Annotated in this window: 23 protein-coding genes, 1 tRNA gene and 2 pseudogenes; 23 read left to right on the top strand and 3 right to left on the bottom strand. The window is 67.9% G+C overall.

What is annotated here, in order from left to right; all coding sequences use genetic code 11:
• Positions 1-75: 75 nt before the first annotated feature.
• Positions 76-1,416 carry a branched-chain amino acid ABC transporter permease gene (locus QNA08_RS01635; protein WP_283738931.1) on the bottom strand — a complete coding sequence of 447 codons (1,341 nt, stop codon included), beginning with the start codon at positions 1,414-1,416 and terminating at the stop codon, positions 76-78.
• A 253-nt stretch (positions 1,417-1,669) separates the two neighbouring features.
• A complete protein-coding gene (hemB, locus tag QNA08_RS01630) occupies positions 1,670-2,734 on the bottom strand; it encodes a porphobilinogen synthase (protein ID WP_283738930.1) in 1,065 nt (354 codons plus the stop codon).
• 225 nt (positions 2,735-2,959) lie between these two features.
• Here hemB and QNA08_RS01625 point away from each other — a divergent pair, with 225 nt between their 5' ends.
• The 15 genes and pseudogenes from QNA08_RS01625 to QNA08_RS01555 all read left to right on the top strand — a co-directional run bounded on the left by QNA08_RS01625 (position 2,960) and on the right by QNA08_RS01555 (position 17,597).
• Complete coding sequence (locus QNA08_RS01625; protein ID WP_283739298.1) at positions 2,960-4,018, top strand: enoyl-CoA hydratase/isomerase family protein; 1,059 nt, start codon at positions 2,960-2,962, stop codon at positions 4,016-4,018.
• 10 nt (positions 4,019-4,028) lie between these two features.
• Entirely contained in the window at positions 4,029-4,478 is a 450-nt protein-coding gene (locus QNA08_RS01620) for a DUF6163 family protein (protein WP_283738929.1), read from the top strand.
• A 194-nt stretch (positions 4,479-4,672) separates the two neighbouring features.
• Positions 4,673-5,185, top strand: a complete 513-nt coding sequence (ldtR, locus tag QNA08_RS01615) for a transcriptional regulator LdtR (RefSeq protein WP_283738928.1) — start codon at positions 4,673-4,675, stop codon at positions 5,183-5,185.
• Between the two features lie 290 nt (positions 5,186-5,475).
• Entirely contained in the window at positions 5,476-6,732 is a 1,257-nt protein-coding gene (locus QNA08_RS01610; RefSeq protein ID WP_283738927.1) for a L,D-transpeptidase family protein, read from the top strand.
• A gap of 198 nt (positions 6,733-6,930) precedes the next feature.
• Positions 6,931-7,140 (top strand): annotated as a pseudogene (locus QNA08_RS01605) (response regulator); the annotation flags it as partial.
• A gap of 334 nt (positions 7,141-7,474) precedes the next feature.
• Positions 7,475-8,065, top strand: a pseudogene (locus QNA08_RS01600) (class I SAM-dependent methyltransferase).
• 203 nt (positions 8,066-8,268) lie between these two features.
• Positions 8,269-9,576, top strand: a complete 1,308-nt coding sequence (gene glyA, locus QNA08_RS01595) for a serine hydroxymethyltransferase (RefSeq protein ID WP_283738926.1) — start codon at positions 8,269-8,271, stop codon at positions 9,574-9,576.
• A 28-nt stretch (positions 9,577-9,604) separates the two neighbouring features.
• Entirely contained in the window at positions 9,605-10,096 is a 492-nt protein-coding gene (gene nrdR / locus QNA08_RS01590; protein ID WP_283738925.1) for a transcriptional regulator NrdR, read from the top strand.
• 11 nt (positions 10,097-10,107) lie between these two features.
• Complete coding sequence (gene ribD, locus QNA08_RS01585; RefSeq protein ID WP_283738924.1) at positions 10,108-11,262, top strand: bifunctional diaminohydroxyphosphoribosylaminopyrimidine deaminase/5-amino-6-(5-phosphoribosylamino)uracil reductase RibD; 1,155 nt, start codon at positions 10,108-10,110, stop codon at positions 11,260-11,262.
• Positions 11,262-11,912 carry a riboflavin synthase gene (locus tag QNA08_RS01580; RefSeq protein WP_283738923.1) on the top strand — a complete coding sequence of 217 codons (651 nt, stop codon included), beginning with the start codon at positions 11,262-11,264 and terminating at the stop codon, positions 11,910-11,912. The genes ribD and QNA08_RS01580 overlap by 1 nt, the downstream gene beginning before the upstream one ends.
• Positions 11,913-12,032: 120 nt before the next feature.
• Complete coding sequence (gene ribH, locus QNA08_RS01575; protein ID WP_422679832.1) at positions 12,033-12,533, top strand: 6,7-dimethyl-8-ribityllumazine synthase; 501 nt, start codon at positions 12,033-12,035, stop codon at positions 12,531-12,533.
• Positions 12,530-12,994 carry a transcription antitermination factor NusB gene (gene nusB, locus QNA08_RS01570; protein ID WP_283738922.1) on the top strand — a complete coding sequence of 155 codons (465 nt, stop codon included), beginning with the start codon at positions 12,530-12,532 and terminating at the stop codon, positions 12,992-12,994. The genes ribH and nusB overlap by 4 nt, the downstream gene beginning before the upstream one ends.
• Positions 12,995-13,022: 28 nt before the next feature.
• Positions 13,023-14,018: a thiamine-phosphate kinase gene (gene thiL / locus QNA08_RS01565; RefSeq protein ID WP_283738921.1), complete on the top strand. Its 996-nt coding sequence runs from the start codon at positions 13,023-13,025 to the stop codon at positions 14,016-14,018.
• A gap of 11 nt (positions 14,019-14,029) precedes the next feature.
• Positions 14,030-15,247, top strand: a complete 1,218-nt coding sequence (locus tag QNA08_RS01560) for an MFS transporter (RefSeq protein WP_283738920.1) — start codon at positions 14,030-14,032, stop codon at positions 15,245-15,247.
• Between the two features lie 226 nt (positions 15,248-15,473).
• Entirely contained in the window at positions 15,474-17,597 is a 2,124-nt protein-coding gene (locus QNA08_RS01555) for a sodium-translocating pyrophosphatase (protein ID WP_283738919.1), read from the top strand.
• Positions 17,598-17,783: 186 nt separating this feature from the next.
• Here the strand turns inward: QNA08_RS01555 and QNA08_RS01550 are convergent, their stop codons facing one another.
• Positions 17,784-18,269: an outer membrane protein assembly factor BamE gene (locus tag QNA08_RS01550; RefSeq protein WP_283738918.1), complete on the bottom strand. Its 486-nt coding sequence runs from the start codon at positions 18,267-18,269 to the stop codon at positions 17,784-17,786.
• Positions 18,270-18,387: 118 nt separating this feature from the next.
• Between QNA08_RS01550 and QNA08_RS01545 the strand changes: the two genes are divergently transcribed.
• The 8 genes from QNA08_RS01545 to QNA08_RS01510 all read left to right on the top strand — a co-directional run bounded on the left by QNA08_RS01545 (position 18,388) and on the right by QNA08_RS01510 (position 24,618).
• A complete protein-coding gene (locus QNA08_RS01545) occupies positions 18,388-18,930 on the top strand; it encodes a ubiquinol-cytochrome C chaperone family protein (RefSeq protein WP_283738917.1) in 543 nt (180 codons plus the stop codon).
• Positions 18,927-19,505: a YceD family protein gene (locus QNA08_RS01540; RefSeq protein ID WP_283738916.1), complete on the top strand. Its 579-nt coding sequence runs from the start codon at positions 18,927-18,929 to the stop codon at positions 19,503-19,505. Before QNA08_RS01545 ends, QNA08_RS01540 begins: the two co-directional genes overlap by 4 nt.
• 143 nt (positions 19,506-19,648) lie before the next feature.
• Positions 19,649-20,689: a phosphate acyltransferase PlsX gene (gene plsX, locus QNA08_RS01535; protein WP_283738915.1), complete on the top strand. Its 1,041-nt coding sequence runs from the start codon at positions 19,649-19,651 to the stop codon at positions 20,687-20,689.
• A gap of 14 nt (positions 20,690-20,703) precedes the next feature.
• Positions 20,704-21,681, top strand: coding sequence for a beta-ketoacyl-ACP synthase III (locus tag QNA08_RS01530; protein ID WP_283738914.1), 978 nt, complete (start codon positions 20,704-20,706; stop codon positions 21,679-21,681).
• A 145-nt stretch (positions 21,682-21,826) separates the two neighbouring features.
• On the top strand, positions 21,827-22,141 hold the full coding sequence (locus QNA08_RS01525; RefSeq protein ID WP_283738913.1) for an integration host factor subunit alpha: 315 nt from the start codon (positions 21,827-21,829) through the stop codon (positions 22,139-22,141).
• A 32-nt stretch (positions 22,142-22,173) separates the two neighbouring features.
• Positions 22,174-22,785, top strand: a complete 612-nt coding sequence (locus tag QNA08_RS01520) for a MerR family transcriptional regulator (protein WP_283738912.1) — start codon at positions 22,174-22,176, stop codon at positions 22,783-22,785.
• 72 nt (positions 22,786-22,857) lie between these two features.
• Positions 22,858-22,935: transfer RNA gene (locus tag QNA08_RS01515), tRNA-Pro, on the top strand.
• A 219-nt stretch (positions 22,936-23,154) separates the two neighbouring features.
• The gene (locus QNA08_RS01510) at positions 23,155-24,618 is read left to right on the top strand and encodes a methyl-accepting chemotaxis protein (RefSeq protein WP_283738911.1); all 1,464 of its coding nucleotides are present in this window, start codon (positions 23,155-23,157) and stop codon (positions 24,616-24,618) included.
• The last annotated feature ends 166 nt before the right edge of the window (positions 24,619-24,784 follow it).

The following is a 24,784-nucleotide window of genomic DNA, read 5'->3' as shown; positions in this document are numbered from 1 at the left end:
ATCACGAGTCGTGGTCGTCGCGAGCGATCCTAAGGGCTCGCGCCACGAAGTCGCGCAAAAAAGTCTGTGCCGCTCCTAGACCGGCCGGGGCAGGCGGTCGCCGTAACCGAAGAGCCCGCCCGGGCGGAAGATGAGGATCACCACGAGGAGGGCGTAGATCGCGATGTCGCGCGCTTCGATGGGCATGGTCGCCGACCACAGCGCCTCGCCGAAGCCGACGGCGAGGCCGCCGACGAAAGCTCCCGGCACCGAGCCGATGCCGCCGAGGATGGCGGCGACGAGGGCCTTGAGGCCGAGTGACAGGCCGGCCGCGAAGCCCACGCCGCCGTAGAACGCCGTCATGACGAAGCCAGCTAGGCCGGCCAGCGCGCAGGCGACGACGAAGGTGAGATCGAAGAGGCGCCGGCCATCGACGCCGAACAGCGCCGCCGCCTTGGGGTCGTCGGCATAGGCGCGCCAGGCGCGGCCAAAGGGGCTGAGACGCATCAGCGCGAGCAGCCCGCTCGCGGCGAGAAAGCCGACGCCGGCGACGAGGAGTGCCATGGGCGTGATTGTGACCACGAAGTCGTCGGCGTGAGCGAGGGGGACGACCGTGTTCCACACCGGCGGCACCCAGCGGGTGGTGGCTCCCTGCGTGAGCCGCAGATATTCGGAGAGCGCGATGGCGAGGCCCGTGGTGGCGATAAGCACCTGCTGGCCCGTGGCCTGCCTGATCGGCGCGATGCCGACGCGCGCTGCGGCGAAACCGTGCAGGGCGGCGGCGAAGAGCGCGAAGAAGAGGCCCGTGGCAAGCCCGGCGACCGGCGTCGTCACGCCACCCGCAAGCAGCATGGCGATGCCGACGGTCGCGGCCGAGCCGCCGAGCGCCGCGAACTCGCCGAAGGCGAGGTTGATGCGCCCCACAAGGCCGAAGACGAGGGCGTACGCCGCCGCAAGCAGCCCGTAGATCGAGGCGAGTGGCAGGGCGCCGAGCGTCTGCTGCAGCCCGTAGGCCACGGGCCAGGGTACTGCCGCCGTCTCGACGGCGGGATCGCCGGCGCCGGGATCCCGGAGGGAAGAGCCGAAGGCCTCGAGATAGAAGCGCTTGAGGAAATAGAAGGAGGGGTCGGGCAGGGGCCCGCGCTCCGTGGCGACGCCGGTCAGGAGTGCCTTCTCCGTCGAGAGCCCGGCCCCGGCGAAGCGGCACAGGACATATCGGTTGCGCGCGGCCTGCCCTGTGCGCTCGGCGCGATAGTCGACGCGCAGGCTGTTGGGCCACGGGCCAGGCATCGTCCGCACCACGCGAATGGCGGTGTCCTCGGGGTTCAGTGCCGGAATCACGAGCCGGCACGTGCGCGCCTGGTCGGCATCCACGACGGTGCCGCAGGCGGACAGAAGCAGGAGAATCGCGAGAACGGCAGGGGCGGCGCGGCGCATCGCCGGCACTCTAGAACATGACGCCGCGAGGTGCGAAGCGGAATCCCGCCGGTTTCACGCCTAACTCATTAAGAACGATGACGATTATGACCCCGAATGAAGGCGGTGCGGGGAGCCGCGCCCGGGGGCGTGGTGGGGTTGGGCGGCGTTCACCCCCAGCCCCGCCCACGGCTTCTCGCGGACCTTATGGGGCAACCGGCCGCGGTCAGCCCGGGATGCCCCGTCGACTCGACGGGGCGCCCTGGCGCCCCACTCAGCTTTCGGCCTTGAGCTTCTGCGCGACGCGAGGGGCGAAATAGGTGAGCACGCCATCGGCGCCGGCGCGCTTGAAGGCGACGAGGCTCTCCATCATCGCCTTGTCACCATCGATCCAGCCATTGCGGGCCGCCGCCTCGATCATCGCGTACTCGCCCGATACCTGATAGGCGAAGGTAGGCACGCGGAAGGTGCTCTTCACCCGATGCACCAGATCGAGATAGGGCATGCCCGGCTTGACCATGACCATGTCGGCGCCCTCTTCGAGGTCGAGAGCGACCTCGCGCAACGCCTCGTCGCCGTTCGCCGGGTCCATCTGGTAGGTGCGCTTGTCGCCGACGAGGGTGGCATTGGTACCCACCGCGTCGCGGAACGGACCGTAGAATGCCGAGGCGAACTTCGCCGCATAGGCCATGATCTGCACGTGCTGCATCCCGGCTCGGTCGAGCGCCTCGCGGATGGCGCCCACGCGCCCGTCCATCATGTCCGACGGCGCGACGATGTCCGCCCCTGCCGCGGCCTGCACGAGCGCCTGCTGGACGAGGAGCGCGACGGACTGGTCGTTGACGATCTCGCCGTCGCGCAGCACGCCGTCGTGCCCGTGGCTGGTGTAGGGGTCGAGCGCCACGTCGGTCATGACGCCGATCTGAGGCACGGCGGCCTTGATGGCGCGCACGGCGCGGCAGACCAGGTTCTTGCTGTTCACCGCCTCGCTGCCGCGTTCGTCGCGCAGCGCCGGATCGGTATAGGGAAAGAGTGCGATGCAGGGGATGGAGAGGCTCGCCGCATGCTCGGCGGCGCGCACGGCCTCATCCACCGACAGGCGGTCCACGCCGGGCATCGAGGCGACCGGCACGCGCGTCTCGTGGCCGTCGACGACGAAGATGGGCCAGATGAGGTCGTTCGTCGTGACGACATTCTCGCGCACGAGGCGCCGCGCCCATTCGGCCTTGCGATTGCGTCGCGGGCGCCTGGTGAGCGCGAGGTTCTCGGTCGTCCCGGTCTCGTCGATCACCTTTGGCGCGTTGCGGCCTTCGAAAGGTCTGACGACGCGTGAGGTCATGTCTGTCCGTCCTTCCCGACGGCTGCACCCGTGCCGTCACCGTCTTGCGGTATCATACCGGAACCATTCCAAAAAAGACGCGCAACGTCGCAGCAGCGTCCCGTCGTGCGCATGTGGTCGTGCGCAGGTGCCCGTCCGGATCACCGTCCGCCGCGCGTTGACGGGGAGGGGAACGACCCGCAATCTCCGGCCCGATCAACCACGGTTCGGGAGGACGGCGTGCAGATGGAGGCGGTGATCGAGCGCGAGATCTCGTGTGAGCGGAAGGGCGAGGCAGGCGTCATCCTGCTCGACCGGCCGCGGGCGTTGAACGCCCTGACGCTCGGCATGGTGCGCGCCATGCGGCAGGCTCTGGACGCCTGGGAGAAGGACCCGCTCGTCACGCGCGTCGTCATCATGGGCGCGGGCGAGAAGGCCTTTTGCGCCGGCGGCGACATCCGCAAGCTGCACGATCTCGGCAAGGCGGGGCATCTCGACGAGGCCCGCGCCTTCTGGGGCGAGGAATATCAGCTCAACACGCGCATCAAGCGCTATTCCAAGCCTTTCATTGCCCTCGTCGACGGCATCTGCATGGGCGGCGGCGTCGGCGTGTCGCTGCACGGCAGCCATCGCGTCGCGGGCGACCGCTTTCTCTTCGCCATGCCGGAGGTGGGCATCGGCTTCTTTCCGGACGTCGGCGCAACCTACGCGCTGCCGCGCCTGCCGGGGGAGACTGGCACCTATCTCGCGCTGACGGGCGAGCGCCTCGGTGCGGCCGACGCCCTTGCGCTCGGCATCGTCACGCATGTCGTCCCGTCGGCGGCCTTTCCTGCCGTTCTTGACGCCCTCGTTGCCGGCGAGCCGGTCGATGCGGCGCTCGCCGCGCATGCGAGCGTGCCCGAACCGGGGCCGCTCGCGGCGGAGCGGCCGATCATCGACTCGTGCTTCGCCGCAGGCAGCGTCGCCGGGGTTCTCGCGAAGCTCGACGAAGCGGCGGCCGGAGGAGCTGCCTTCGCGGCCAGGGTCGCCGCGACGATGCGCAGCAAGTCGCCGACGAGCATGGCGATCGCGCTCGAGCAGGTGCGGCGTGGCAAGACGATGGATTTCGAAGAGGCGATGCGCACGGAATACCGCATCGTTTGCCGCATCGCCGAGGGGCACGATTTCTACGAAGGGGTGCGGGCGGTTATCGTCGACAAGGACCAGGCTCCGAAATGGCGGCCCGCGCGCGTCGAAGACGTGACAAGCGAGGCGATTGCTGCCTATTTCGCGCCGCTCGGCCCCGACGAGCTCGAGCTGCCCTGAAGGAAGGACGATGATGAAGCCAGGCGACGCGCCGGGAGCGACACGTGGTGTTCTCGAAGCCATGCGGACCGGCGGGGTGGATCGCGGATTCCGTTGGGACCGCGCGCTCGTCTGGTTCCTGCGGGTCATGGCGCTCGTCTGGGTCGCCAAGGGGCTCGGGGCCTGGGCAGCGCTCCTCGGCATTGGCCCGGACGGCGCGATGCCCTTCGAGGGGCGGCCCCTGTCGGTGCAGGCGACGGTGATCTATTTCGCGGTCATCGATCTCGTCGCTGCGGTCGGCCTGTGGCTGACGAGCACCTGGGGCGGCGTGATGTGGCTCCTCGCCGTGATGAGCCACCTGATCATGGCCGTGTTCTTCCCGCGCATCATCGATTCCGGGCTGCCGACGACCGGCGCCCTCATCGTCCTCGTCGCCGCCTATCTCGGCATCTCCTGGCTCGCCGCGCGCGAGGATGAGTGAGCATCGAGGGCCGGGCGTGGTTACCGAAAGTTCAAGGTAAACTTGCGCTAAATTCAGATCTCATTGACGAAACGACGGAAATTTCTCGTTCATCCTGTTATTTAAACTCGTCTTCATTCGCTCAACCTATCATGGCCTCATAAATGGACCGGAGCAAACAAGCCGGCCGATGAGTAATAACGGTGGGGCGTACAATGAAGACTGCGACGAAGGCCGTGGAAGGTCAGACTCATCCGGCTATCAACGCTGAGGTGAAGCCGCTCTATCTGGAGGCTCTCACTCTGGTGGAGCGGCTTCACCGCCGGCTCCTCGACATCATCAAGGACGAGTTCGAGCGCCGCGGCCGGGACGATGTCAACAGCGTGCAGGCGCTGCTGCTCTACAATATCGGCGACAAGGAGCTGACGGCGAGTGAGCTGCGGACCCGCGGCTACTACCTCGGCTCGAACGTCTCCTACAACGTCAAGAAGCTGGTGGAGATGGGCTATCTCCATCACGCCCGTTCGCGCGTCGACCGCCGGTCGGTGCGCATCAGCCTGACGTCGAAGGGACGGGAGGTGCACGAGATCGTCGCCGGCCTCTATGAGAAGCACATGCGCACGATCGAGCCGATCGGTGGCATCTCGATCGACGACTTCAAGCGGCTGAACACGGCGCTTACACGGCTCGAGCGCTACTGGACGGATCAGATTCGCTACCGTCTCTGATGCTCCGATCGCCGCACGCCTCGCCGGAAGCCCCGGTCCTGCCGGGGCTTCCGCGCGTTCAAGAGGTTGTGAGGTAGCCGGCTCCGGACGCTGCGGCCTTGTCACAGGCTGCCGCAAACGGGGCAACGGCCGCCTCCGCGCCACAAATTCGCCGGACTGCTCATGGTTTTTAAACCGTGGCTGGGCTAGTTGCTCGCCTCGGAGTCCGAGGGTCATGCCGCTGTTCCGGCGGCAATTGCTTCGGACATCTTGCCTCTTCGCCGTCACGACGAATATCGGGATCAGAGCCGGTGAGTTTTCGATACGCCTCGCTTCGCGCCTCCTTTGCGCTCGCTCTTGCTGCCGCGCCTTTCGCCGCCGCGGCTCAGCAGCAAGTTGCTTTCGGCGAGCAGGCCGAATGGCAGCAGGGCTATGACGCCGCTTCGCGCATGCGCGTCGCCCGCTCCTTCACGCCGACGTTGTCGCCCGAGTCCGTGGCTGCGACCGAGCAGGCCATCGCCCACTACCGCGAGATCGTGGCGCGCGGCGGCTGGGGGCAGGTGCCGGCCAACCAGCGCCTTCGGGTCGGCTCGCGCGGACCCGCCGTGGTCGCCCTGCGCCAGCGTCTCGTGGTGACAGGCGATCTCGAACCCAATGCCGGCGGCTCGGACGTCTTCGATTCCTTCGTCGAGGCGGGCGTGAAGCGCTTTCAGGCGCGCCACGGCCTGAACGCGACGGGCACCGTCAATGCGACGACGGCCGCCGCTCTCAATGTTCCGGCGGAGACGCGCCTGCGCCAGCTCGAGACCAACCTCGTGCGCCTGCGCTCCTACGGCAATCTCGGCCACCGCTACGTCATCGTGAACATCCCGGCCGCCCTCGTCGAGACGGTCGAGAACGGGCAGGTGGCCACGCGTCATGCGGCCGGCGTCGGCAAGATCGACCGCCAGTCGCCGATCATGAACGCCAAGATCACCGAGATCAACTTCAATCCGTTCTGGACGGTGCCGGCCTCGATCATCCGCAAGGATCTCATTCCGAAGATGCGGGCCGAGCCGAACTATCTCGCCGACAACAAGATCCGCGTCTACAACAGCCAGGGTCAGGAAGTTCCGCCGCAGAGCATCAACTGGAACACGTACGAGGCGACCAAGTACATGTTCCGGCAGGACCCGGGCGCCGATCTCAATTCGATGGGCTTCGTGCGCATCAATATCCCCAATCCGCACGGGGTCTACATGCACGACACGCCGGCGCGCGGCATCTTCGGCGACGATTTCCGCTTCGTCTCCTCCGGCTGCGTGCGCGTGCAGAACGTGCGCGACTACGTCACCTGGCTCCTGAAGGAGACGCCCGGCTGGGACCGCGAGGCCATCGACCGCGCGATCGAGTCGGGCCAGCGCATCGACGCCCGCATCGCCCAGCCGGTGAACGTCTACTGGGCCTACATCACCTCGTGGGGCACGGCCGAGGGCCTCGTCCAGTTCCGCGACGACATCTACAACCGCGACGGCCTTGGCGCCATGGCGGCTGTGGCCCAGGCGCAGGCCGATCAGGAGGCGAACTGAGCTCGCGGCCCGGAAGCCCCGATAACACGAGGGTTTCGTACAGCCAGCCGCCACGACATCCGTCTTCGAACGGCCCGCCTCGGCGGGCCGTTTGTTTTTCGCGCCGCGCTGGCGCCGCGCGCGGGTGGTATTGCGCAATGCAGGCGCAACGCCGAAGCTGTACGATTGTACCAGTGCAGGTCGGCAACGGGGGCAGTCATGCGCGTGCTGCTGGTGGAGGACGAGCCGGAAATGGCCTCGGCGCTCCGGGCGGCGCTGAAGCGATACGATACACTCGTCGATCACGCGCCGACGATCGCCGAAGCCGAGGCGGCTCTCGCCTGCGACCTGCACGATGCCGTCCTGCTCGATCGCCAGCTCCCGGACGGGGACGGGCTGACGCTGCTGCGCAGGCTGCGCGCCAGGGCGATCGCTTCAGGATCGTGCTGCCGCTCGCGGCGACCGGGTGACCGGTCGGCCCTGTGAGGCCCGGCCGACGCTGCCCGAGGGCGTGTCGCGGGCGAGGGGACCCCGCCATCAGGCGCGGGGGCTCGAAAAGCGCAATGCCCGCTCAATCCAGGTCTGCAACATGGCTCCCGGTTCGGCGCCTTGCGCCCCGCCAAGCATCCCGGCCGAGGACGCCCGCCTCGTCAGGAGGATCGCACCAACATCACTGGAATTCGCATCATGCCGTTTTCATGCACCCACTCCGTGCGGAGCGGATCGGACCCGCATGCCCATGCCGCAGGGATGGACACCGCCCATGCCGCCGCGTGACGTCCTGCCCTTCGTGCGCGCCTGGCTTGCTGATCCGCATCGTATCGGGGCCATCGCGCCATCCGGGGCGAGTCTGGCCGAGCTCATCACCAGCGAGATCAGCGGGGACTCCGCGCCCGTCCTCGAGCTTGGCCCCGGTACCGGCGCATTCACGCGTGCGATTCTTTCCCGCGGCGTAAGGGAGGAAGATCTGACGCTCGTGGAATGCGGCTCCGATTTCGCGCGCCTGCTGCAGTTGCGCTTTCCCGAGGCACGGGTGCTATGGATGGATGCGGCTCGGCTGTCCCAACCGGGCCTGTTCTAGAACGCCTCCATCGGCGCCGTCGTCAGCGGCCTGCCACTGCTCAACATGTCCAAGCGAAAGGTGGTTGCCGTCCTGACGGGAGCCTTCGCGACGATACGGCCGGGCGGCGCGTTCTACCAGTTCACCTACGGGCCGCGCTGTCCCGTGCCGCGGCGCTACCTCGACCGGTTCGGCTTGAAGGCGATGCTCCTCGGCCGCACCTTCCTCAACGCTCCGCCGGCAGCCGTTTACAAGATCACCCGCCGCAGGCCCTCCAGGCTGACGCTCCCCTGAGACGCCCCACGCGGCAGTGCCCTGCGTCGCCGCTGCCGTTCCGTCGTGGTTGGCGCCTGCAAGGCCGCGTGATAAGGACGCTTCGTGGAGGGGCGACAGGCCCACCCCCAGATATCGTAGGCGGATCATCCGTGAGGAGCGCACGCCCGGGCCCGCCCCGTGCGTCCCGCGGCGCGTTTCCGCAAGGCAGGCGAGGTCGGACCATGAGCGCGAACGAAGCGGCGGCGCAAGCCCATCTATCGAACAGCTTCTTCTCGGCGGGGCTCGCCGACACCGACCCGGAGATCGCCCGCGCGATCGAACTCGAACTCGGTCGCCAGCGTAACGAGATCGAGCTCATCGCCTCCGAGAACATCGTCTCCCGCGCCGTGCTCGAGGCGCAGGGCTCGGTCATGACCAACAAATATGCGGAGGGCTATCCGGGCCGGCGCTACTACGGCGGCTGTCAGTTCGTCGATATCGCCGAGCAGCTCGCCATCGACCGCGCCTGCCGCCTGTTCGACTGCCGCTTCGCCAACGTGCAGCCGAATTCCGGCAGCCAGGCCAACCAGGCGGTGTTCATGGCGCTCGCCCAGCCGGGCGATACCTTCATGGGGCTCGACCTCGCCGCCGGCGGCCACCTGACGCACGGTGCCAAGCCCAATCTCTCGGGCAAGTGGTTCAGGCCTGTGCACTATACGGTGCGTCAGGATGACCAGCAGATCGACATGGAGCAGGTGGAGCATCTCGCCCACGAGCACAAGCCGAAGATCATCATCGCCGGCGGCTCGGCCTACGCCCGCTACTGGGACTTTGCCAAGTTCCGTGAGATCGCGGACGCGGTCGGCGCCTACCTGATGGTCGACATGGCGCATTTCGCCGGCCTTGTGGCGGGCGGCGCGCATCCCTCGCCGTTCCCGCATGCCCACGTCGTCACCACGACGACGCACAAGACGCTGCGTGGCCCGCGCGGCGGCATGATCCTGACGAACGACGAGGAGATCGCCAAGAAGATCAACTCGGCGATCTTCCCCGGCCTGCAGGGCGGCCCGCTGATGCACGTCATCGCCGCCAAGGCTGTCGCATTCGGCGAGGCGCTGCGCCCCGAGTTCAAGACTTATGCCCGCGCCGTCGTCGACAACGCCAAGGCCCTCGCCGCGACCATCGGGGCGGCGGGCTATGCGCTCGTGTCCGGCGGCACCGACAACCATCTGATGCTCGTCGATCTGCGGCCGAAGAAGCTCACGGGCAAGGCGGCGGAGGCGGCGCTCGGCCGCGCGCACATTACCTGCAACAAGAACGGCGTCCCGTTCGACACCGAGAAGCCGACGATCACCTCCGGCATCCGTCTCGGCACCCCGGCCATCACGTCGCGGGGTTTCGGTGTGGCGGAGGCCAAGCGCGTCGGCCAGTTGATCGTCGAGGTGCTGGACGGGCTCGCCGCGAATGGCGAGGAGGCGAATGCCGCGGTCGAGGCGGCGGTGAAGGAGAAGGCGCGCGAACTGACGCGTCGGTTCCCCATCTACGCCTGATCGCGCATATGTCGGGGGGAGGGCAGTCATGCGGTGTCCCTATTGCGGCAGTCTCGACACGCAGGTGAAGGACTCGCGCCCGACCGACGATTCCTCCGCCATCCGTCGCCGCCGCATCTGCCCCGATTGCGGCGGCCGCTTCACCACCTTCGAGCGGGTCCAGCTGCGCGAGCTCACGGTGATCAAGCGGTCGGGGCGGCGCGTGCCCTTCGACCGCGACAAGCTGCAGCATTCGGTCGAGATCGCGCTGCGCAAGCGCCCGGTCGATCCGGAGCGCATCGAGCGCATGATCAACGGCATCGTCCGCCAGCTCGAGAGTTCCGGCGAGGCCGAGGTGCCGAGCGAGAGGATCGGCGAGCTCATCATGGACGGACTGAAGAATCTCGACAGCGTCGCCTACGTCCGCTTCGCCTCCGTCTATCGCAATTTCCGCGAAGCGAAGGACTTCGAGGAGCTCATCGGTGAGCTCGCGAGCGAGGAGGGCGCTTCCGGCCAAGGCGGTCTGCGCGACGCGGGATGATCCCGCCCGGCATGCATTCCGTCCTCGAACCGCCGCCAGTGCTGCCGCATGATCCGGCCCTGGACGCGCGCTTCATGCGCGATGCCCTGGCCCTCGGCGCACGTCATCTCGGCCTGACCTGGCCCAACCCTTCGGTGGGGGCGGTCATCGTCCGCCAGAGCGCCAGCGGCCCCGTGATCGTCGGCCGGGGCGTGACGCAGCCCGGCGGACGCCCGCACGGCGAACCGATGGCGATCGCCATGGCCGGCGAGGCGGCACGCGGCGCGACCCTCTACGTCGGGCTGGAGCCCTGCTCCCATTTCGGCCGCACACCGCCCTGCGCTGACGCGATCATCGCCGCGGGCCTCGCGCGGGTCGTGTCCGCCATCGAGGATCCCGATGCGCGTGTCGCCGGTCGCGGCCACGCGCGCCTGCGCGAGGCCGGCATCGCCGTCGACGTTGGCGTCCTGGCGGACGAGGCGCGGCGGTCGCATCGCGGCCACATCATGCGCGTGACGCGCCGGCGCCCGGCGGTGACCGTCAAGCTCGCGCGCACCGCCGACGGCTATGCGGCGCGCCTGTCCGGCGAGCGGCTGCTCATCACAGGGGCGGCTGCAAACGCGCGCGTGCACCTCATGCGCGCCCACGCCGATGCGATCCTCGTCGGCGTGGGCACCGTGCTCGCCGACGATCCGCAGCTCACCGTCCGCCTGCCGGGTCTCGAACACCGCTCGCCCGTGCGGGTGGTGCTGGACAGTGCCCTGCGCACACCCCTCACGGCGAGGCTCGTCGCGACGGCGCGCGAGGTGCCGACCTGGATCGTGGCGGCCGAGACGGCTCCTGTCGACGCCGAGCGCGCCCTCGTCGCCGCGGGCGTCGAGGTCATGCGCGTCGGTCTCGGGGATGACGGACGGCCGCATCTCAGGGCGGCGCTCGAGGTCCTCGCCGAGCGCGGCATGACGCGGATCTTCTGCGAAGGCGGGCCGGCTCTTGCGGAAGCCCTGACGGAGGCCGATCTGACGGACGACGTCGTACTGGTCACGGGCTCGGTGCCGCTCGGCGCGATGGGCGTGCCTGCACCCGGGCCCGTACTGTCTCTCGCGCTCGCGGACGCAAGACGCTTCCTTCCTGCGACCCGCTTTCTGGCGGAAAACGATCTATTCCAATGCTTTGAGAGAGTTTTCTGATGTTCACTGGCATCGTCACGGACGTCGGCGAGATCGTCGCGGCGGAGGATTTCCAGGGAACCTTGCGCCGGTTGCGCATCAACTCGACCTATGATCCGGCGAGCATCGCCATCGGCGCCTCGATCGCCTGCGGCGGGCCTTGCCTGACGGTGGTCGCGGTAGGGCCGCGCGACGGCGGCTCGTGGTTCGACGTTGACGCCGCAGCGGAGACCCTGCAACGGACGACCGTGGCCGCCTGGACCCCAGGGACGCGGGTCAATCTCGAGCGCTCGATGAAGATCGGCGACGAGCTCGGGGGGCACGTCGTCACCGGCCATGTCGACGGCGTCGCCGAAATCCTGGCGCGTGTGGATATCACGGAGGCGGGCGGAGGAAGCGACGATCCGTGGGGACCGACGGCGCGCTTCGACATTCGCGCGCCCCGGGAGCTCGCGCGCTTCATCGCCGAGAAGGGTTCGGTCGGCCTCGACGGCACCTCGCTGACGGTCAATTCCGTCGACGGCGACGTCTTTTCCGTGCTGCTCATCCCGCACACGCTCACCATCACCACGTGGGGTGAGCGCAAGGCAGGGGACAAGGTCAACCTCGAGGTCGATCTGATGGCCCGCTACGCGGCGCGACTTGCGGAGGCGCGGGCGGCGGGCTACTGACGCGAGCCCCGCAATCGCGGGGGGCGCGCAAGCGCAACTGCCGGTCGGCCCGGCCTCGCCCGGGCGCCCAACACAACAATTCTCCCATCGCCGCGAGGCGCAACTGGTTGACGCGAGATCATGGCCGCACCCCGCCAAGCCGCATTCGACGACACGCCTGTGACGGGCGCCCGCGTCCTCATCGTCGAGGCGCGCTTCTACGACGATATTGCCGACGAGCTGCTCGCCGGCGCGCGCGGCGCACTCGAGCGGGCGGGCGCGATCGTCGAGGTCCTGACCGTTCCAGGGGCGCTCGAAATCCCGGCCATGATCGCGATCGCCCTCGACGCTGCCGCGGCGAAGGGAACACCCTACGAGGCGGCCGTGGCGCTCGGCTGCGTCATTCGCGGTGAGACAGGGCATTACGACATCGTGGCGGGCGAAAGCTCGCGCGCCCTCATGGATCTTTCGGTCGCCCGCGGGCTGCCGCTCGGCAACGGCATTCTCACGGTCGAGAACGATGCCCAGGCTTGGGCGCGCGCCCGCGTGGCCGAGATGAACAAGGGTGGCGGGGCGGCGGAGGCGGCGCTCGCCGTGCTCCGCCACAAGCGGCGCCTCGGCGCGGGAGTCGGCGTGCGATGAGCAAGGGCGAGAGGCGCAGCGCCGCCCGGCTTGCCGCCGTACAGGCGCTGTACGAGATGGACATCGCCGGCAAGGGCGTGGTCGAGGCGGTGGCGGAGTTCGAGGCCCACTGGATCGGCCAGGAGGTCGAGGGCGTCGAGTTCAAGCCGGCCGAGGCCGCCTTCTTTCGCGACATTGTCGCCGGCGTCGTGCGCGAGCAGAAGCTCATCGACCGGAGGGTTGACGAGGCGCTGGCCAAGGGCTGGCCGCTCAGGCGCGTCGAGGCCGTGCTGCGCGCCGCCCTGCGCGCCGGCGCCTACGAGCTCTTCTTCCGCAAGGACGTGCCGGCGCGCGTCGTGATCTCCGAATATGTCGACGTCGCGCGTGCCTTCTACCAGGACGACGAGCCGGGGCTGTTGAACGCGGTGCTGGACACCATCGGGCGGGACGTGCGCCAGAACGAGCTCAACGCGCGCGGGTGACCGGCGAAGCGGGGAGGGGACCGTTGGCATGACCTCGGGCGAGCGCCTCTCCGAAGACGAGCTGATCGCACGGCTCTTCGCGCCGATTGCCGGAGCAGGTGCCTTTTCGCTCAAGGACGATGCCGCCCGGCTGCAGCCGCCGGAGGGGCAGGATCTCGTCCTCACCGCCGATGCCCTGGTCGCCGGCGTGCATTTCTTCGCGACCGATCCGGCCGGATCGGTCGCGCGCAAGGCTTTGCGCGTCAATCTCTCCGATCTTGCGGCCAAGGGGGCCGATCCCCTCGGCTTTCTGATCACCGTCGCCCTGCCTCCGGACTGGACGGTCGACTGGCTGGCCGCCTTCGCCGCAGCCCTCGGCGAGGATGCCCACCGCTACCATTGCCCCTTGCTCGGCGGTGACACGGTGAGGACGCCCGGGCCGCTCACCCTGTCGGTGACGGCCTTCGGCGCCCTGCCGACCGGTCGCATGGTGACCCGGCTCGGTGCCCGTCCGGGCGACAGGATCCTCGTCACGGGCACGATCGGTGACGCTTCACTCGGCCTTGCGCTGCGCAGCGAACCGACCTCCGCCTGGGCCAATGTGCTGAGCCCCGCGGAGAAGGCTCATCTTGCCGACCGCTATCTCCAGCCCGAGCCGCGCTGTCTCTTCGCCCGGGCTATCCGCGACCATGCCAATGCCGCGATGGATGTGTCCGACGGGCTCGTCGGCGACCTAGCCAAACTGTTGAAGGCCTCGGGCGTGAGCGGTGAGCTCGACCTCGATGCCGTGCCCCTCTCCGCTGCCGCACGCGCGGCCATCGGCGCGAGGCCGCAACTGCTGGAGACCGCCGTCACCGGGGGCGACGACTACGAAATCCTGTGCACGGTGCCGGAAGGCAGGCTGACATCGCTGCGGGCGGCAGCGGATGCTGCGGGAGTGGCCCTCAGCGTCATCGGCGAAGTGCAGGCCGGCAAGGGCGAACTCGCGATCCGTGACCAGCGTGGGCCGCGGCAGTTCGGCCGGCAATCGTTCAGCCATTTCTGAAAGCGGGACTCATGCACGGCGGAGCTCACAGGGCGACGACGGACCACGACCGGCTGGCGCGTCGCAATGTTCTCGTCCTTGCCTGTGCCCAGGCCCTTGGTGGGGCGAGCCCGCCCATCGTCGTCTCGCTCGGGGGGATCGTCGGCCACATGCTGGCAAGCGACAAGGCGCTGGCGACGCTGCCGGTGAGCCTCCTCAATCTCGGGCTTGCGATGGGCACCATCCCGGCGGCCATGCTCATGCGACGCCTCGGCCGCCGCCCGGGCTACCTCATCGGCGCGCTGATCGGGGCGGTGGCGGGCGCGATCGCCACAGCGGGGATCTCGCTTGGCGCCTTCGCCGTCTTCTGCCTGGGCACCCTGGTCGCCGGAATCTACGGCGCCTTCGTGCAGAGCTACCGATTCGCGGCCGCTGACGTGGCGAGCGAGGCCTTTCGCCCGCGCGCCATCTCCTGGGTCATGTTCGGAGGCCTCGCGAGCGCCGTCATCGGCCCGCAACTCGTCATCTGGACGCGTGACGCCCTGCCGGGGGTGAGCTTCGCCGGCAGCTTCCTGGCGCAGGGCGCCCTGGCGCTCCTCGCCGTTCCCGTCGTGGCGCAATTGCGCGCGCCGCCGGTCGGAGCACTGCCCCCGGCCGGCGGTCGGCCGCTCGTCGAGATCGTGCGCACGCCCCGTTTCATCATCGCCGTCGTGTCCGGCCTCGTCTCCTACGGCCTCATGAGCTTCATGATGACGGCGGCGCCGCTGGCCATGGTCGGCTGCGGCCATTCGATCGGTGAGGCGGCGCTCGGCATCCAGTGGCATGTGCTGTCGATGTTCGCGCCGAGCTTCTTCACGGGGCGGCTCATCGCGCGCTTCGGCAAGGAAGCCGTCACTGCGACAGGCCTTGCGCTCATTGCCGTTGCAGCCGCCGTGGCGCTGTCCGGGCTTGGCGTGGCGCATTTCTGGATCGCGCTCGTGCTGCTCGGCCTCGGCTGGAACTTCGGTTTCATCGGCGCGACGGCCATGGTCACCGACTGCTATCGCCCCGAGGAGCGGGCCAAGGTGCAGGCGGCGAACGACTTCCTCGTCTTCGGCTCTGTGGCGCTGGCGTCGTTCTCCTCCGGGAAGCTGCTCGACGCCGCCGGCTGGACGACGGTCAACTGGCTCGTCTTTCCGCCGATCGCCGTGGTGATTCTCCTCGTTCTCCGGCAGGCGCGCACGACGCGCCGCCGGCGCCCTGCTGCCTGAGCGGGATTTTCCCGGCAAACTGCCACATTTGGAGGCTGCGGACGCGAGTACGGCGATTTCTCGCCGACTTCGCGACGTCATGTTTGCTTAACGCCGTGTTTTTTGCTCACCTTGCCCCGAGCCACCCTGACAACAACTCGGGCTCGGGGGAGAAAACGCGGCCGATCCGGCCGTGAGGCCGGATGTCGTGTGCGTGCGATCCTCCCAGGACACTAGGGAAGGACCTATGACCGCACTTGTACTCATCATCGTCGCGGGCGCCCTATCCATTGTCTATGGCGTCTTCACCATTCAATCCGTGATGGCCGCGGACGCCGGCTCGCAGCGCATGCAGGAGATCGCCGGCGCCATCCGCGAGGGCGCACAGGCCTACCTGCGCCGCCAATACTCGACGATCGCGGTCGTCGGCATCCTGCTGTTCATCATCCTCGCCTGGTTCCTGGGGCCGACGGTGGCCTTCGGCTTCGCCATCGGCGCCGTGCTCTCGGCGTCGGCCGGCTTCATCGGCATGAACGTGTCCGTCAGAGCGAACGTGCGCACCGCGCAGGCGGCGACGCAATCGCTCGCCTCCGGTCTCGATCTCGCCTTCAGGTCGGGTGCGGTGACCGGGCTGCTCGTCGCGGGCCTCGCCCTGCTCGGCGTCTCGGTCTACTACACGGTGCTCACCCAGGTGATGGGCAAGGCACCGTCCGACCGCGTGGTTGTCGACGCCTTGGTGGCGCTCGGCTTCGGCGCGTCGCTCATCTCGATCTTCGCGCGCCTCGGCGGCGGCATCTTCACCAAGGGCGCCGACGTCGGCGGCGACCTCGTCGGCAAGGTCGAGGCAGGCATTCCGGAGGACGATCCGCGTAACCCGGCCACCATTGCCGACAACGTCGGCGACAATGTCGGCGACTGCGCTGGCATGGCGGCGGACCTGTTCGAGACCTACGCCGTGACGGTCGTCGCCACGATGGTACTCGCCGCCATCTTCTTTGCCGGGCAGCCGATCCTCACGTCGGTGCTGCTCTATCCCCTTGCGATCTGTGCCGCCTGCATCGTGACTTCGATCGCAGGCACCTTCTTCGTCAAGCTTGGCGCCAACCAATCCATCATGGGCGCGCTCTACAAGGGCTTCATCGCCACGGGCGTGCTTTCCATCGTCGGCATTGCCATCGTCACCTGGCTCGTCTTCGGCGGCTTCGGCGTGGAATTGAAGACCTCCAGCGGAGCGACCTTCACCTCGGGAGCGCTCTTCTGGTGCGCAGTGGTCGGCCTCGTGGTAACGGCGCTCATCGTCATCATCACGGAATACTTCACAGGCACGACCTACCGGCCGGTGCAGTCGATCGCCGCCGCCTCCGTGACCGGCCACGGCACCAACGTCATCCAGGGCCTCGCCGTGTCGCTCGAGTCGACGGCGATGCCGGCGCTCGTCATCATCACCGGCATCATCGTGACCTTCAAGCTCGCCGGGCTCTTCGGCATCGCCATCGCGGTGACGGCGATGCTGGCGCTCGCCGGGGTTGTCGTCGCGCTTGATGCCTTCGGGCCCGTGACGGACAATGCCGGCGGCATCGCGGAGATGGCCGGGCTGCCGAAGGAAGTGCGCAAATCGACGGACGCGCTCGATGCGGTCGGCAACACCACCAAGGCCGTGACCAAGGGCTATGCCATCGGTTCGGCCGGTCTCGGCGCCCTCGTGCTCTTCGCCGCCTACACGTCGGATCTCAGCTATTTTACAAGCAACGGCGCGGCCTTTCCCTACTTCCAGGGCGTGAAGATCGACTTTTCCCTCTCCAACCCTTACGTCGTCGTAGGCCTCCTGTTCGGTGGCCTGCTGCCTTACGTCTTCGGCGGCCTGGGCATGACGGCCGTCGGTCGCGCCGCGTCATCCATCGTCGAGGAGGTGCGCCGCCAGTTTCGCGAGAAGCCCGGCATCATGGAGGGCAAGGACCGGCCCGACTACGGCAGCGCCGTGGACATGCTGACCCGTGCAGCCATCCGCGAGATGGTCGTGCCCTCGCTTCTGCCGGTGCTTTCGCCCATCGTCTGCTACGTCGTCGTTCTTGCCATTGCCGGCAAGAACGATGCCTTCGCCGCCGTGGGCGCCATGCTGCTCGGCGTCATCCTGACGGGCCTGTTCGTCGCCGTGTCGATGACCTCCGGCGGCGGCGCCTGGGACAACGCCAAGAAGTTCATCGAGGAGGGGCACTACGGCGGGAAGGGCTCGGACGCGCACAAGGCCGCGGTGACCGGCGACACGGTCGGCGATCCTTACAAGGACACGGCAGGCCCCGCGGTGAATCCGATGATCAAGATCACGAACATTGTCGCGCTGCTGTTGCTCGCGGTCCTCGCCCATTTCTGACAGCCGCGCTTCGCAACCGTTTCCGGCGGAGCGACGTCGCGTCGCCGGAAGCCCGCCGAGGCGAAAGGAAGCGGGCGCGCGATCGGCGGCCGCATGGTTCGTTCCCGGGCTTGCGCCAAGAAGAAGCCCCGTGGTCCGGGACCGCGGGGCTTCTTGCATCCGCTGTGCCGATGTCGGTGCTGCGGTCTATGCCCCGAAGGGGTTGAATGAGCCGGCGCCCAGGCCACGGAACATCTGACGCACGAAGGACTGGTCCTGGCCGCTTGTCGGCGTCGTGCGGCTGATGAAGTCGAACAGCACGCCGTCCTGCAGGCCGTAGTTCGCGACGCGCTCGACCTTGAAGTTCTTGTCGAAATAGACGGCGACGACGCGTTGGTCGACGACCTTCGGCTCGAGGAACTGCACCGTGCGGCGCATCGTCTGGCTGATGTAGTAGAAGGTCTTGTTGCCGACGGTCGAGACCGTGGAGGGCGTGCCGAGTGTCGACAGGACCTTCTCCACGTTCATGCCCGGCTTGATCTCGGCGAGAGTTCGCTCGTCGATGACGTAGCCCCTGGTCAGCGTTTCGCCGAGGCCGCTGTTCTGGCAACCGGAAAGGCCAACGCCGAGCGCTGAACCGAGCACGACCATCGCCGCGAGGCGCTTCAAGGACGCGGACCTTTGCAAAGTCATTCGTTCCACCCGTTCTTGCCCTCGATGACGGAGCGCGGCGCTTGCATCGAGACCCCGCGATGCCGTAACCCGCGCTCGTGGCTTTGACAAGGCGGCGCCGGGATTGCGCCGAAGGTTCATGATTCTGCGCCTGTTCAGACGCGACCATGGCGGGAATGTGGTCGAGACGCTCTATCAGCGTACGGCGGAAGCGTCCCGAGCGCCGGCGCTCTACGCCGCGCTCGGCGTTCCCGACACGCTGGAAGGACGCTTCGAGGCGCTGACCCTGCATCTCTTCCTCGTGCTGCGCCGCCTGCGTGGACTGCCGGCGCCAGCGGGGGACGTCGGCCAGGAACTCGTCGATGTATCCTTCCGTGAGCTGGAGCGGGCGCTGCGCGAGATCGGCATCGGCGACCTCTCGGTTCCGAAAAAGATGAAGACGATTGCCAAGGCGTTCTATGGTCGCGTGAAGAGTTACGACGAGGCGCTCGCGTCCGAGGATGCGGGTGCGCTCGCCGAAACGCTGGCGCGCAACGTCTGCGGCGGCGGGGCGCCGGCCTTTGGGCTCGCGGCCTACGTCCGGGCGGCCGAGGCGGACCTCGCCGGGTTCGATCTAGAGGCCCTGCTCGCCGCCGAGGCGCCGTTTCCACCAGCGGCGCGATTCGCAGGGGAGTGCTCATGATGACCGACAGGGACCATGCCTCGCGGACGGCCGCTCCCCTGACGCGCGTGATCGAGGTGGCCGAGATTCCGCCCCACGGTGCGGAGGTCGTGGTCGAGGCGAGCGCCGAGGAACGCGCGGCGGTCGCCAAGATGTTCGGCCTGCCCGCGCTCCACGAGCTGACCGGTTCGTTCCATCTGCGCGGCACCGCCAAGCGCATGACCGTCAAGGGGCGCGTGAACGCCAAGCTCACGCAGATCTGCGTCGTATCGCTCGAGCCTTTCGATACAGAGATCGAGGAAGAGGTCGATGTCGCCTTCGCGGCACCGCGGCCCGGCGCTGAGCGACCGGGTGCGCACGACGAGCCGGCCGAGGTCGTCATCTCCGGGGATCAGGATGCGGTCGATCCGCCCGACGAAATCCAGGACGGCCGCATCGATCTCGGCGCGCTGACGGCAGAGTTCCTTGCCCTGGGGCTCGCCCCCTATCCGCGCCGGCCGGGCGTCGAGTTCTCGTTTCGGGAGGAAGGGGAGGAGAAGGCCACGCCCTTTGCCGCTCTCGCCAAGCTCCGCGACGACTCGTCGAACTGTCACTGAAGCCGGGTTGTCGGGCGCCGATGCCTTGCGCGACGGCGCCGTAACCCCTTTAAGAAAGCGGTTGCGGGCGTTTTCGCGTTGAGTATTGTCCGCCGACCATCACGCCGGCTTCCGCCGGCCCCATTGGAGATCAATCGGCATCCATGTCCCGACCGGTTAGGATCGCGCTCGACGCCATGGGCGGGGATCATGGTGCTTCTGTCGTGCTGCCTGGCGCCGCCCTTGCATTGGAGCGGCACCCGGGCTTGCGCTTCGTGATCTATGGCGACGAGAAGGTCGTCGCCCCGCTCCTCGACGCGCATCCCAAGGTCAAGGCCTCCTCCGACTTCCATCATACGGAAGTCGCCGTGGCGATGGACCACAAGCCGAGCCAGGCGCTGCGCATGGGCCGTTACAAGTCGTCCATGTGGCTCGCCATCGAAGCGGTGAAGAAGGGCGAGGCGGATGTGGTCGTCTCCGCCGGTAACACCGGCGCGCTGATGGCCATGGCAACCTTCTGCCTGAAGACGATGGCGCATATCGAGCGGCCGGCCATTGCCGCCATCTGGCCGACCCTGCGCGGCGAGAGCATCGTGCTCGATGTGGGCGCGACCATCGGCGCGCACGCCCAGCATCTCGTCGATCTTGCAGTCATGGGTTCGGCGCTCGCGCGCGTTGTCTTCGACATCGACCGCCCGACGGTCGGGCTCCTCAACGTCGGCGTCGAGGAGATCAAGGGCATCGAGGCCGTGAAGGAGGCAGGCCGCATCCTGCGCGAGACGGAGATTCCGCATCTCGCCTATCACGGCTTCGTCGAGGGGGATGATCTCGGCAAGGGCACCGTCGACGTGGTCGTGACGGAAGGATTTGCCGGCAACATCGCCCTCAAGACGGCGGAAGGCACGGCCAAGCAGATCGCCGAATACCTGCGCAATGCGATGAACCGCACGCTGATGGCGAGGGTGGGCTACTTCTTTGCGCGCGGCGCCTTCGCCGCACTCAAGGAAAAGCTCGATCCGCGCCGCGCCAACGGCGGGGTCTTCCTCGGTCTCGAAGGGGTCGTCATCAAGAGCCACGGCGGGACCGATGCGCTGGGCTTCGCCAGCGCCGTCGATCTTGCCTACGAAATGGCCAGCCACGAGCTTCTGGGGAAGATTCGCGAGACGCTCGAACGTGCGCACCCGGCGATGAGCGCCGCGGTCTGAGGAGTTTGCTGCCTGTGTCCCTTCTCCGTTCCGTCGTCCGCGGCTGCGGCTCTTATCTGCCCGAACGCGTTCTCACAAATGCCGATCTCGCCCGCATGGTCGACACCTCGGACGAGTGGATCGTGCAGCGCACCGGCATCCGCGAACGTCACATCGCCGCCGACGGCGAGACCACCTCCATGCTCGGCCTTGCTGCTGCACGGGCGGCCCTCGCCGATGCCGGCCTCGAGCCCGGCGATATCGACCTCGTCATCTGCGCCACTTCGACGCCGGATTACACCTTTCCCGCCACGGCCACACAGATCCAATCGGGGCTTGGCATCGCCCACGGCGTTGCCTTCGACCTGCAGGCCGTGTGCTCGGGCTTCGTCTTCGGCGTCGGCACGGCCGACAAGTTCCTGACATCCGGCTCGCACAAGCGAGCGCTCGTCATCGGCGCGGAGACGTTCTCGCGTATTCTCGACTGGAACGACCGGACGACCTGCGTGCTCTTCGGCGACGGGGCTGGCGCGCTCGTGCTCGAGGCGCAGGAAGGGGAGGGCAACGCGAATGATCGCGGGGTGCTGACCTCGCATCTGCGCTCCGACGGCCGTCACCGCTCGAAGCTCTTCGTCGACGGTGGGCCAGGCTCGACCAGGACGGTCGGCCATCTGCGCATGGAGGGGCGGGAGGTGTTCCGCCACGCTGTCGGCATGATCACGGATGTCATCACCGACGCCTTCGAGGCAACGGGCACGACGGCCGCGGACCTCGACTGGTTCGTGCCGCACCAGGCCAACAAGCGCATCATCGATGCAAGTGCCGACAAGCTTGGCATCGCACCGGAGAAGGTGGTGACGACCGTGGACCGCCACGGCAATACCTCCGCCGCCTCCATTCCCCTCGCACTCGCCGTGGCGCGGGCGGACGGTCGCATCAAGCAGGGCGACCTCGTCATGATCGAGGCCATGGGGGGCGGCTTCACCTGGGGAAGCGCCCTCATCCGCTGGTGAAACGAGGCCGCAGGGCCGTTGCCGGGGCGGCTATCCACATGGCGAAAACGGCGCGAGGGCGAGCATTGACCGCTCGCACCTCACGGATTAGCGTTGAATATCAGCGAGATATCGATCTTTTCTGAATCGGGACGGGAAAGGTGCCATGGCAGGGCATACGGTAACGCGCGCCGATCTTTGCGAGGCCGTCTATCAGAAGGTCGGCCTGTCCCGCACGGAATCGGCCTCGCTCGTGGAACTCGTCCTGTCCGAAATGTGCGACTGCCTCGCGCGTGGCGAGACGGTGAAGCTGTCCTCCTTCGGCTCCTTCGTGGTGCGCGAGAAGGGCAGGCGCATCGGCCGCAATCCCAAGACCGGAGTCGAGGTGCCGATCGAGCCGCGCCGGGTGATGGTTTTCAAGCCGTCCAATGTCCTGCGGGCACGCATCAACGGCCTCCTGCCCGAGGGCGAGGAGGAATGACGAGGAACTGAAGGGCGGGCGGGAACAGACCAGTGGACAAGGGGCCGGACGCCTTCCGCACCATCAGCGAGGTCGCCGAGGATCTCGACGTCCCGCAACACGTCCTGCGTTTCTGGGAAACCCGCTTCTCGCAGATCAAGCCCCTGAAGCGCGGTGGCGGTCGCCGCTACTACCGGCCCGACGATGTCGACCTTCTGCGCGGCATCCGGCACCTCCTCTACGGCGAGGGCTATACGATCAAGGGCGTGCAGCGCATCCTCAAGGAAGAAGGGGTGCGCTTTGTCCAGTCCGCGTGGCAGGAAGGCGCCGTTGCGCCGCCGAAACAGCGGGGAACCGACATTCCGCCGTCCGACGCGGACGAGGACGACGAGGACGCCGACGGACCCCTCTTCGCCAGTCCCGTAGGCGAGAGGGCCCACGACCGGAGCGAGGCTCTGCTCGGTCACGAGCGACGCGATGCGCGCGCGCCGGCAGCGGGAGAGCGGCAGAACGAACTGCACGGGCGGCAGGTCCCCGAGCCAACGGGGCTTGCGCCGGACGACCTGCGCATCTTGCAAGCCGTTTTGACCGAACTCGGCGAATGCCGCCGACTGCTCGCGGCTGCGCGTGATAGCGACGACGGCGGCGGCGACATCAACAGTTGAGGCGATTTTCCCCGCCTGTCGTGCGCCGAGTGCGTTGCGCAGGCGCGAGCGAGTCTCTATAAGCGCCTTCGTCGGAGCGTAGCGCAGCCCGGTTAGCGCACTAGTCTGGGGGACTAGGGGTCGTGGGTTCAAATCCCGCCGCTCCGACCATTCCAAGCCTTTGAAATCGCTGATCTTTCGCCTTTCGAGCAAGGGGCATCGGGCTGTTCCCGCCAGCGCCGGCGATGGCGTGCGTCAGGCTTTCTACGACCAAATGCCAAATGCACTCCCGAGGCTTGGCGGGGCAGGCTCGGCCCTGCTCGAGCGCCCAGGCCGCGCGAGCCGATTCGTCGAGTTCCGACAGATGCGCGGGGGGAGCGGATGTCCGGGATGACTGCGGAGGCAGGTGGGGGCGGCGACGCAACAGCGGGCCAGGGCACCGGTTCGGCATCGGCCGCCGGGCAGGGCGTGATCGTCGACATCGTCAAGCGGGTCGACCAGCTCGGCGTCCAGATTGCTGACATCCACGGTTTCATCGAAACGCTGTCGCACCAGTTCGATGAACAGGCCGAGCGTTTCCACCACCTGTCCTCGGCCGCCGAGCACATGTTGCGCTCCAACGAACACATCGCCTCCCTGGGCGAGGCCGCCCAGCAGTCGGCCGAGGCGGTCAGACAGGCGATGGGCTCGACGACCGAGGCGATCCGCGCCGGGCTGAACGGCGCGCTCGGGACCATCGGCACCCTGACGACTGCCGCGACCACGATGGCTGGCCTGCTGTCGGAGGTCATGGCGTCAATCCGTGAAATCCGTGAATCGAGCTCGGCCATTCAGTCGATCGCCACCGAGACGCAGCTTCTGGCGCTCAATGCCGGGGTCGAAGCGGCGCGCGCTGGTGATGCCGGCAGGGGCTTTGCCGTAGTCGCTGACGCCGTTCGGCAATTGTCGGACCAGGCGCGGGAAGTCACCCGGGAGAACGCCAGGCGCCTCGAAGCGTTGGGACGCGTTCTCGACGGCCTCGTGACCAAGAGCCAGGACAACGCCGAGAAGGCCAGACGCGCGGCCGAGGACAGCGCGCTCATCGGGGCCCAGCTCGACGGCTTCGATCGTTTCGGGAGGCAGGTCCAGGAGCTTGTCGGCAACATCGAGGTCATCGCCCGACCGGTTCGGGAGAACATCGCCCATTGCCGGCGGGTGATCGACGATCTCGCCGATCTCGCGGGGGGCGTCGATGCATCGAGCCGGGATCTCGCGAATGCCAACCGGCGCATCGACATGCTGCGCAGCATCAGCGAGGAACTAATCTCCTGTCTCGCCGACAGCGGCGTCGAGACGCCGGACCATGCGCTCATCGAGCTGTGCATGACTGCGGCGCGCGAGATCGGGGCGCGTTTCGAGCACGCTGTCGAGCGCGGCCATGCGAGCCTCGCCGATCTCTTCGACGAGCGCTACGTGCCCATTCCTGGCACCAATCCCCAGCAGCACATGACCCGCTTCGTGCGGCTCACGGACAATCTGCTGCCGCCCATCCAGGAGAGACTGCTCGCTGCCGATCCGCGGATCGTCTTCTGCGTTGCCGTCGACCGGAACGGCTACCTGCCGACCCACAACCTGCAATACGCGCGGCCGCAGGGGAAGGACCCGGTGTGGAACGCGGCCCACTGCCGCAACCGCCGCATCTTCAACGACCGCACGGGGCTTTCCGCCGGACGCAACACGCGGCCCTTTCTTCTCCAGACCTATCGGCGCGACATGGGCGGCGGCACCTATGTGCTGATGAAGGACCTCTCAGCGCCCATCCTGGTCAAGGGGCGCCACTGGGGCGGTTTCCGCATCGGCTACAAGGTGACCTGAATCCCGAGGGGCCTCGTCGCCCGCGGTGCGTGGAAGCGCGTGCGGAGGCGCACGCGGCAAGGCGGCATGGCCGGTCGACGGCATCACCGTGCGTGCCGCGGGGCCTTGTGTGGGTGCTGGCGCACTTTGAGCCGTCCCCACGGCCGATAGGGTTCCTGGCGAGACG

The organism is Chelatococcus albus (assembly GCF_030067675.1).
GTDB lineage: Bacteria > Pseudomonadota > Alphaproteobacteria > Rhizobiales > Beijerinckiaceae > Chelatococcus_A > Chelatococcus_A albus.
Note: the sequence above shows the minus strand (reverse complement) of the source record. Positions and strands in the feature narration are given on the sequence as shown.

Coding starts and splice junctions, on each gene's coding strand:
- QNA08_RS01635 (WP_283738931.1), bottom strand. CDS start 1,416: ATGCGCCGCGCCGCCCCTGCCGTTCTCGCGATTCTCCTGCTTCTGTCC.
- hemB (WP_283738930.1), bottom strand. CDS start 2,734: ATGACCTCACGCGTCGTCAGACCTTTCGAAGGCCGCAACGCGCCAAAG.
- QNA08_RS01625 (WP_283739298.1), top strand. CDS start 2,960: ATGGAGGCGGTGATCGAGCGCGAGATCTCGTGTGAGCGGAAGGGCGAG.
- QNA08_RS01620 (WP_283738929.1), top strand. CDS start 4,029: ATGATGAAGCCAGGCGACGCGCCGGGAGCGACACGTGGTGTTCTCGAA.
- ldtR (WP_283738928.1), top strand. CDS start 4,673: ATGAAGACTGCGACGAAGGCCGTGGAAGGTCAGACTCATCCGGCTATC.
- glyA (WP_283738926.1), top strand. CDS start 8,269: ATGAGCGCGAACGAAGCGGCGGCGCAAGCCCATCTATCGAACAGCTTC.
- nrdR (WP_283738925.1), top strand. CDS start 9,605: ATGCGGTGTCCCTATTGCGGCAGTCTCGACACGCAGGTGAAGGACTCG.
- ribD (WP_283738924.1), top strand. CDS start 10,108: ATGCATTCCGTCCTCGAACCGCCGCCAGTGCTGCCGCATGATCCGGCC.
- QNA08_RS01580 (WP_283738923.1), top strand. CDS start 11,262: ATGTTCACTGGCATCGTCACGGACGTCGGCGAGATCGTCGCGGCGGAG.
- ribH (WP_422679832.1), top strand. CDS start 12,033: ATGGCCGCACCCCGCCAAGCCGCATTCGACGACACGCCTGTGACGGGC.
- nusB (WP_283738922.1), top strand. CDS start 12,530: ATGAGCAAGGGCGAGAGGCGCAGCGCCGCCCGGCTTGCCGCCGTACAG.
- thiL (WP_283738921.1), top strand. CDS start 13,023: ATGACCTCGGGCGAGCGCCTCTCCGAAGACGAGCTGATCGCACGGCTC.
- QNA08_RS01560 (WP_283738920.1), top strand. CDS start 14,030: ATGCACGGCGGAGCTCACAGGGCGACGACGGACCACGACCGGCTGGCG.
- QNA08_RS01555 (WP_283738919.1), top strand. CDS start 15,474: ATGACCGCACTTGTACTCATCATCGTCGCGGGCGCCCTATCCATTGTC.
- QNA08_RS01550 (WP_283738918.1), bottom strand. CDS start 18,269: ATGACTTTGCAAAGGTCCGCGTCCTTGAAGCGCCTCGCGGCGATGGTC.
- QNA08_RS01545 (WP_283738917.1), top strand. CDS start 18,388: ATGATTCTGCGCCTGTTCAGACGCGACCATGGCGGGAATGTGGTCGAG.
- QNA08_RS01540 (WP_283738916.1), top strand. CDS start 18,927: ATGATGACCGACAGGGACCATGCCTCGCGGACGGCCGCTCCCCTGACG.
- plsX (WP_283738915.1), top strand. CDS start 19,649: ATGTCCCGACCGGTTAGGATCGCGCTCGACGCCATGGGCGGGGATCAT.
- QNA08_RS01525 (WP_283738913.1), top strand. CDS start 21,827: ATGGCAGGGCATACGGTAACGCGCGCCGATCTTTGCGAGGCCGTCTAT.
- QNA08_RS01510 (WP_283738911.1), top strand. CDS start 23,155: ATGACTGCGGAGGCAGGTGGGGGCGGCGACGCAACAGCGGGCCAGGGC.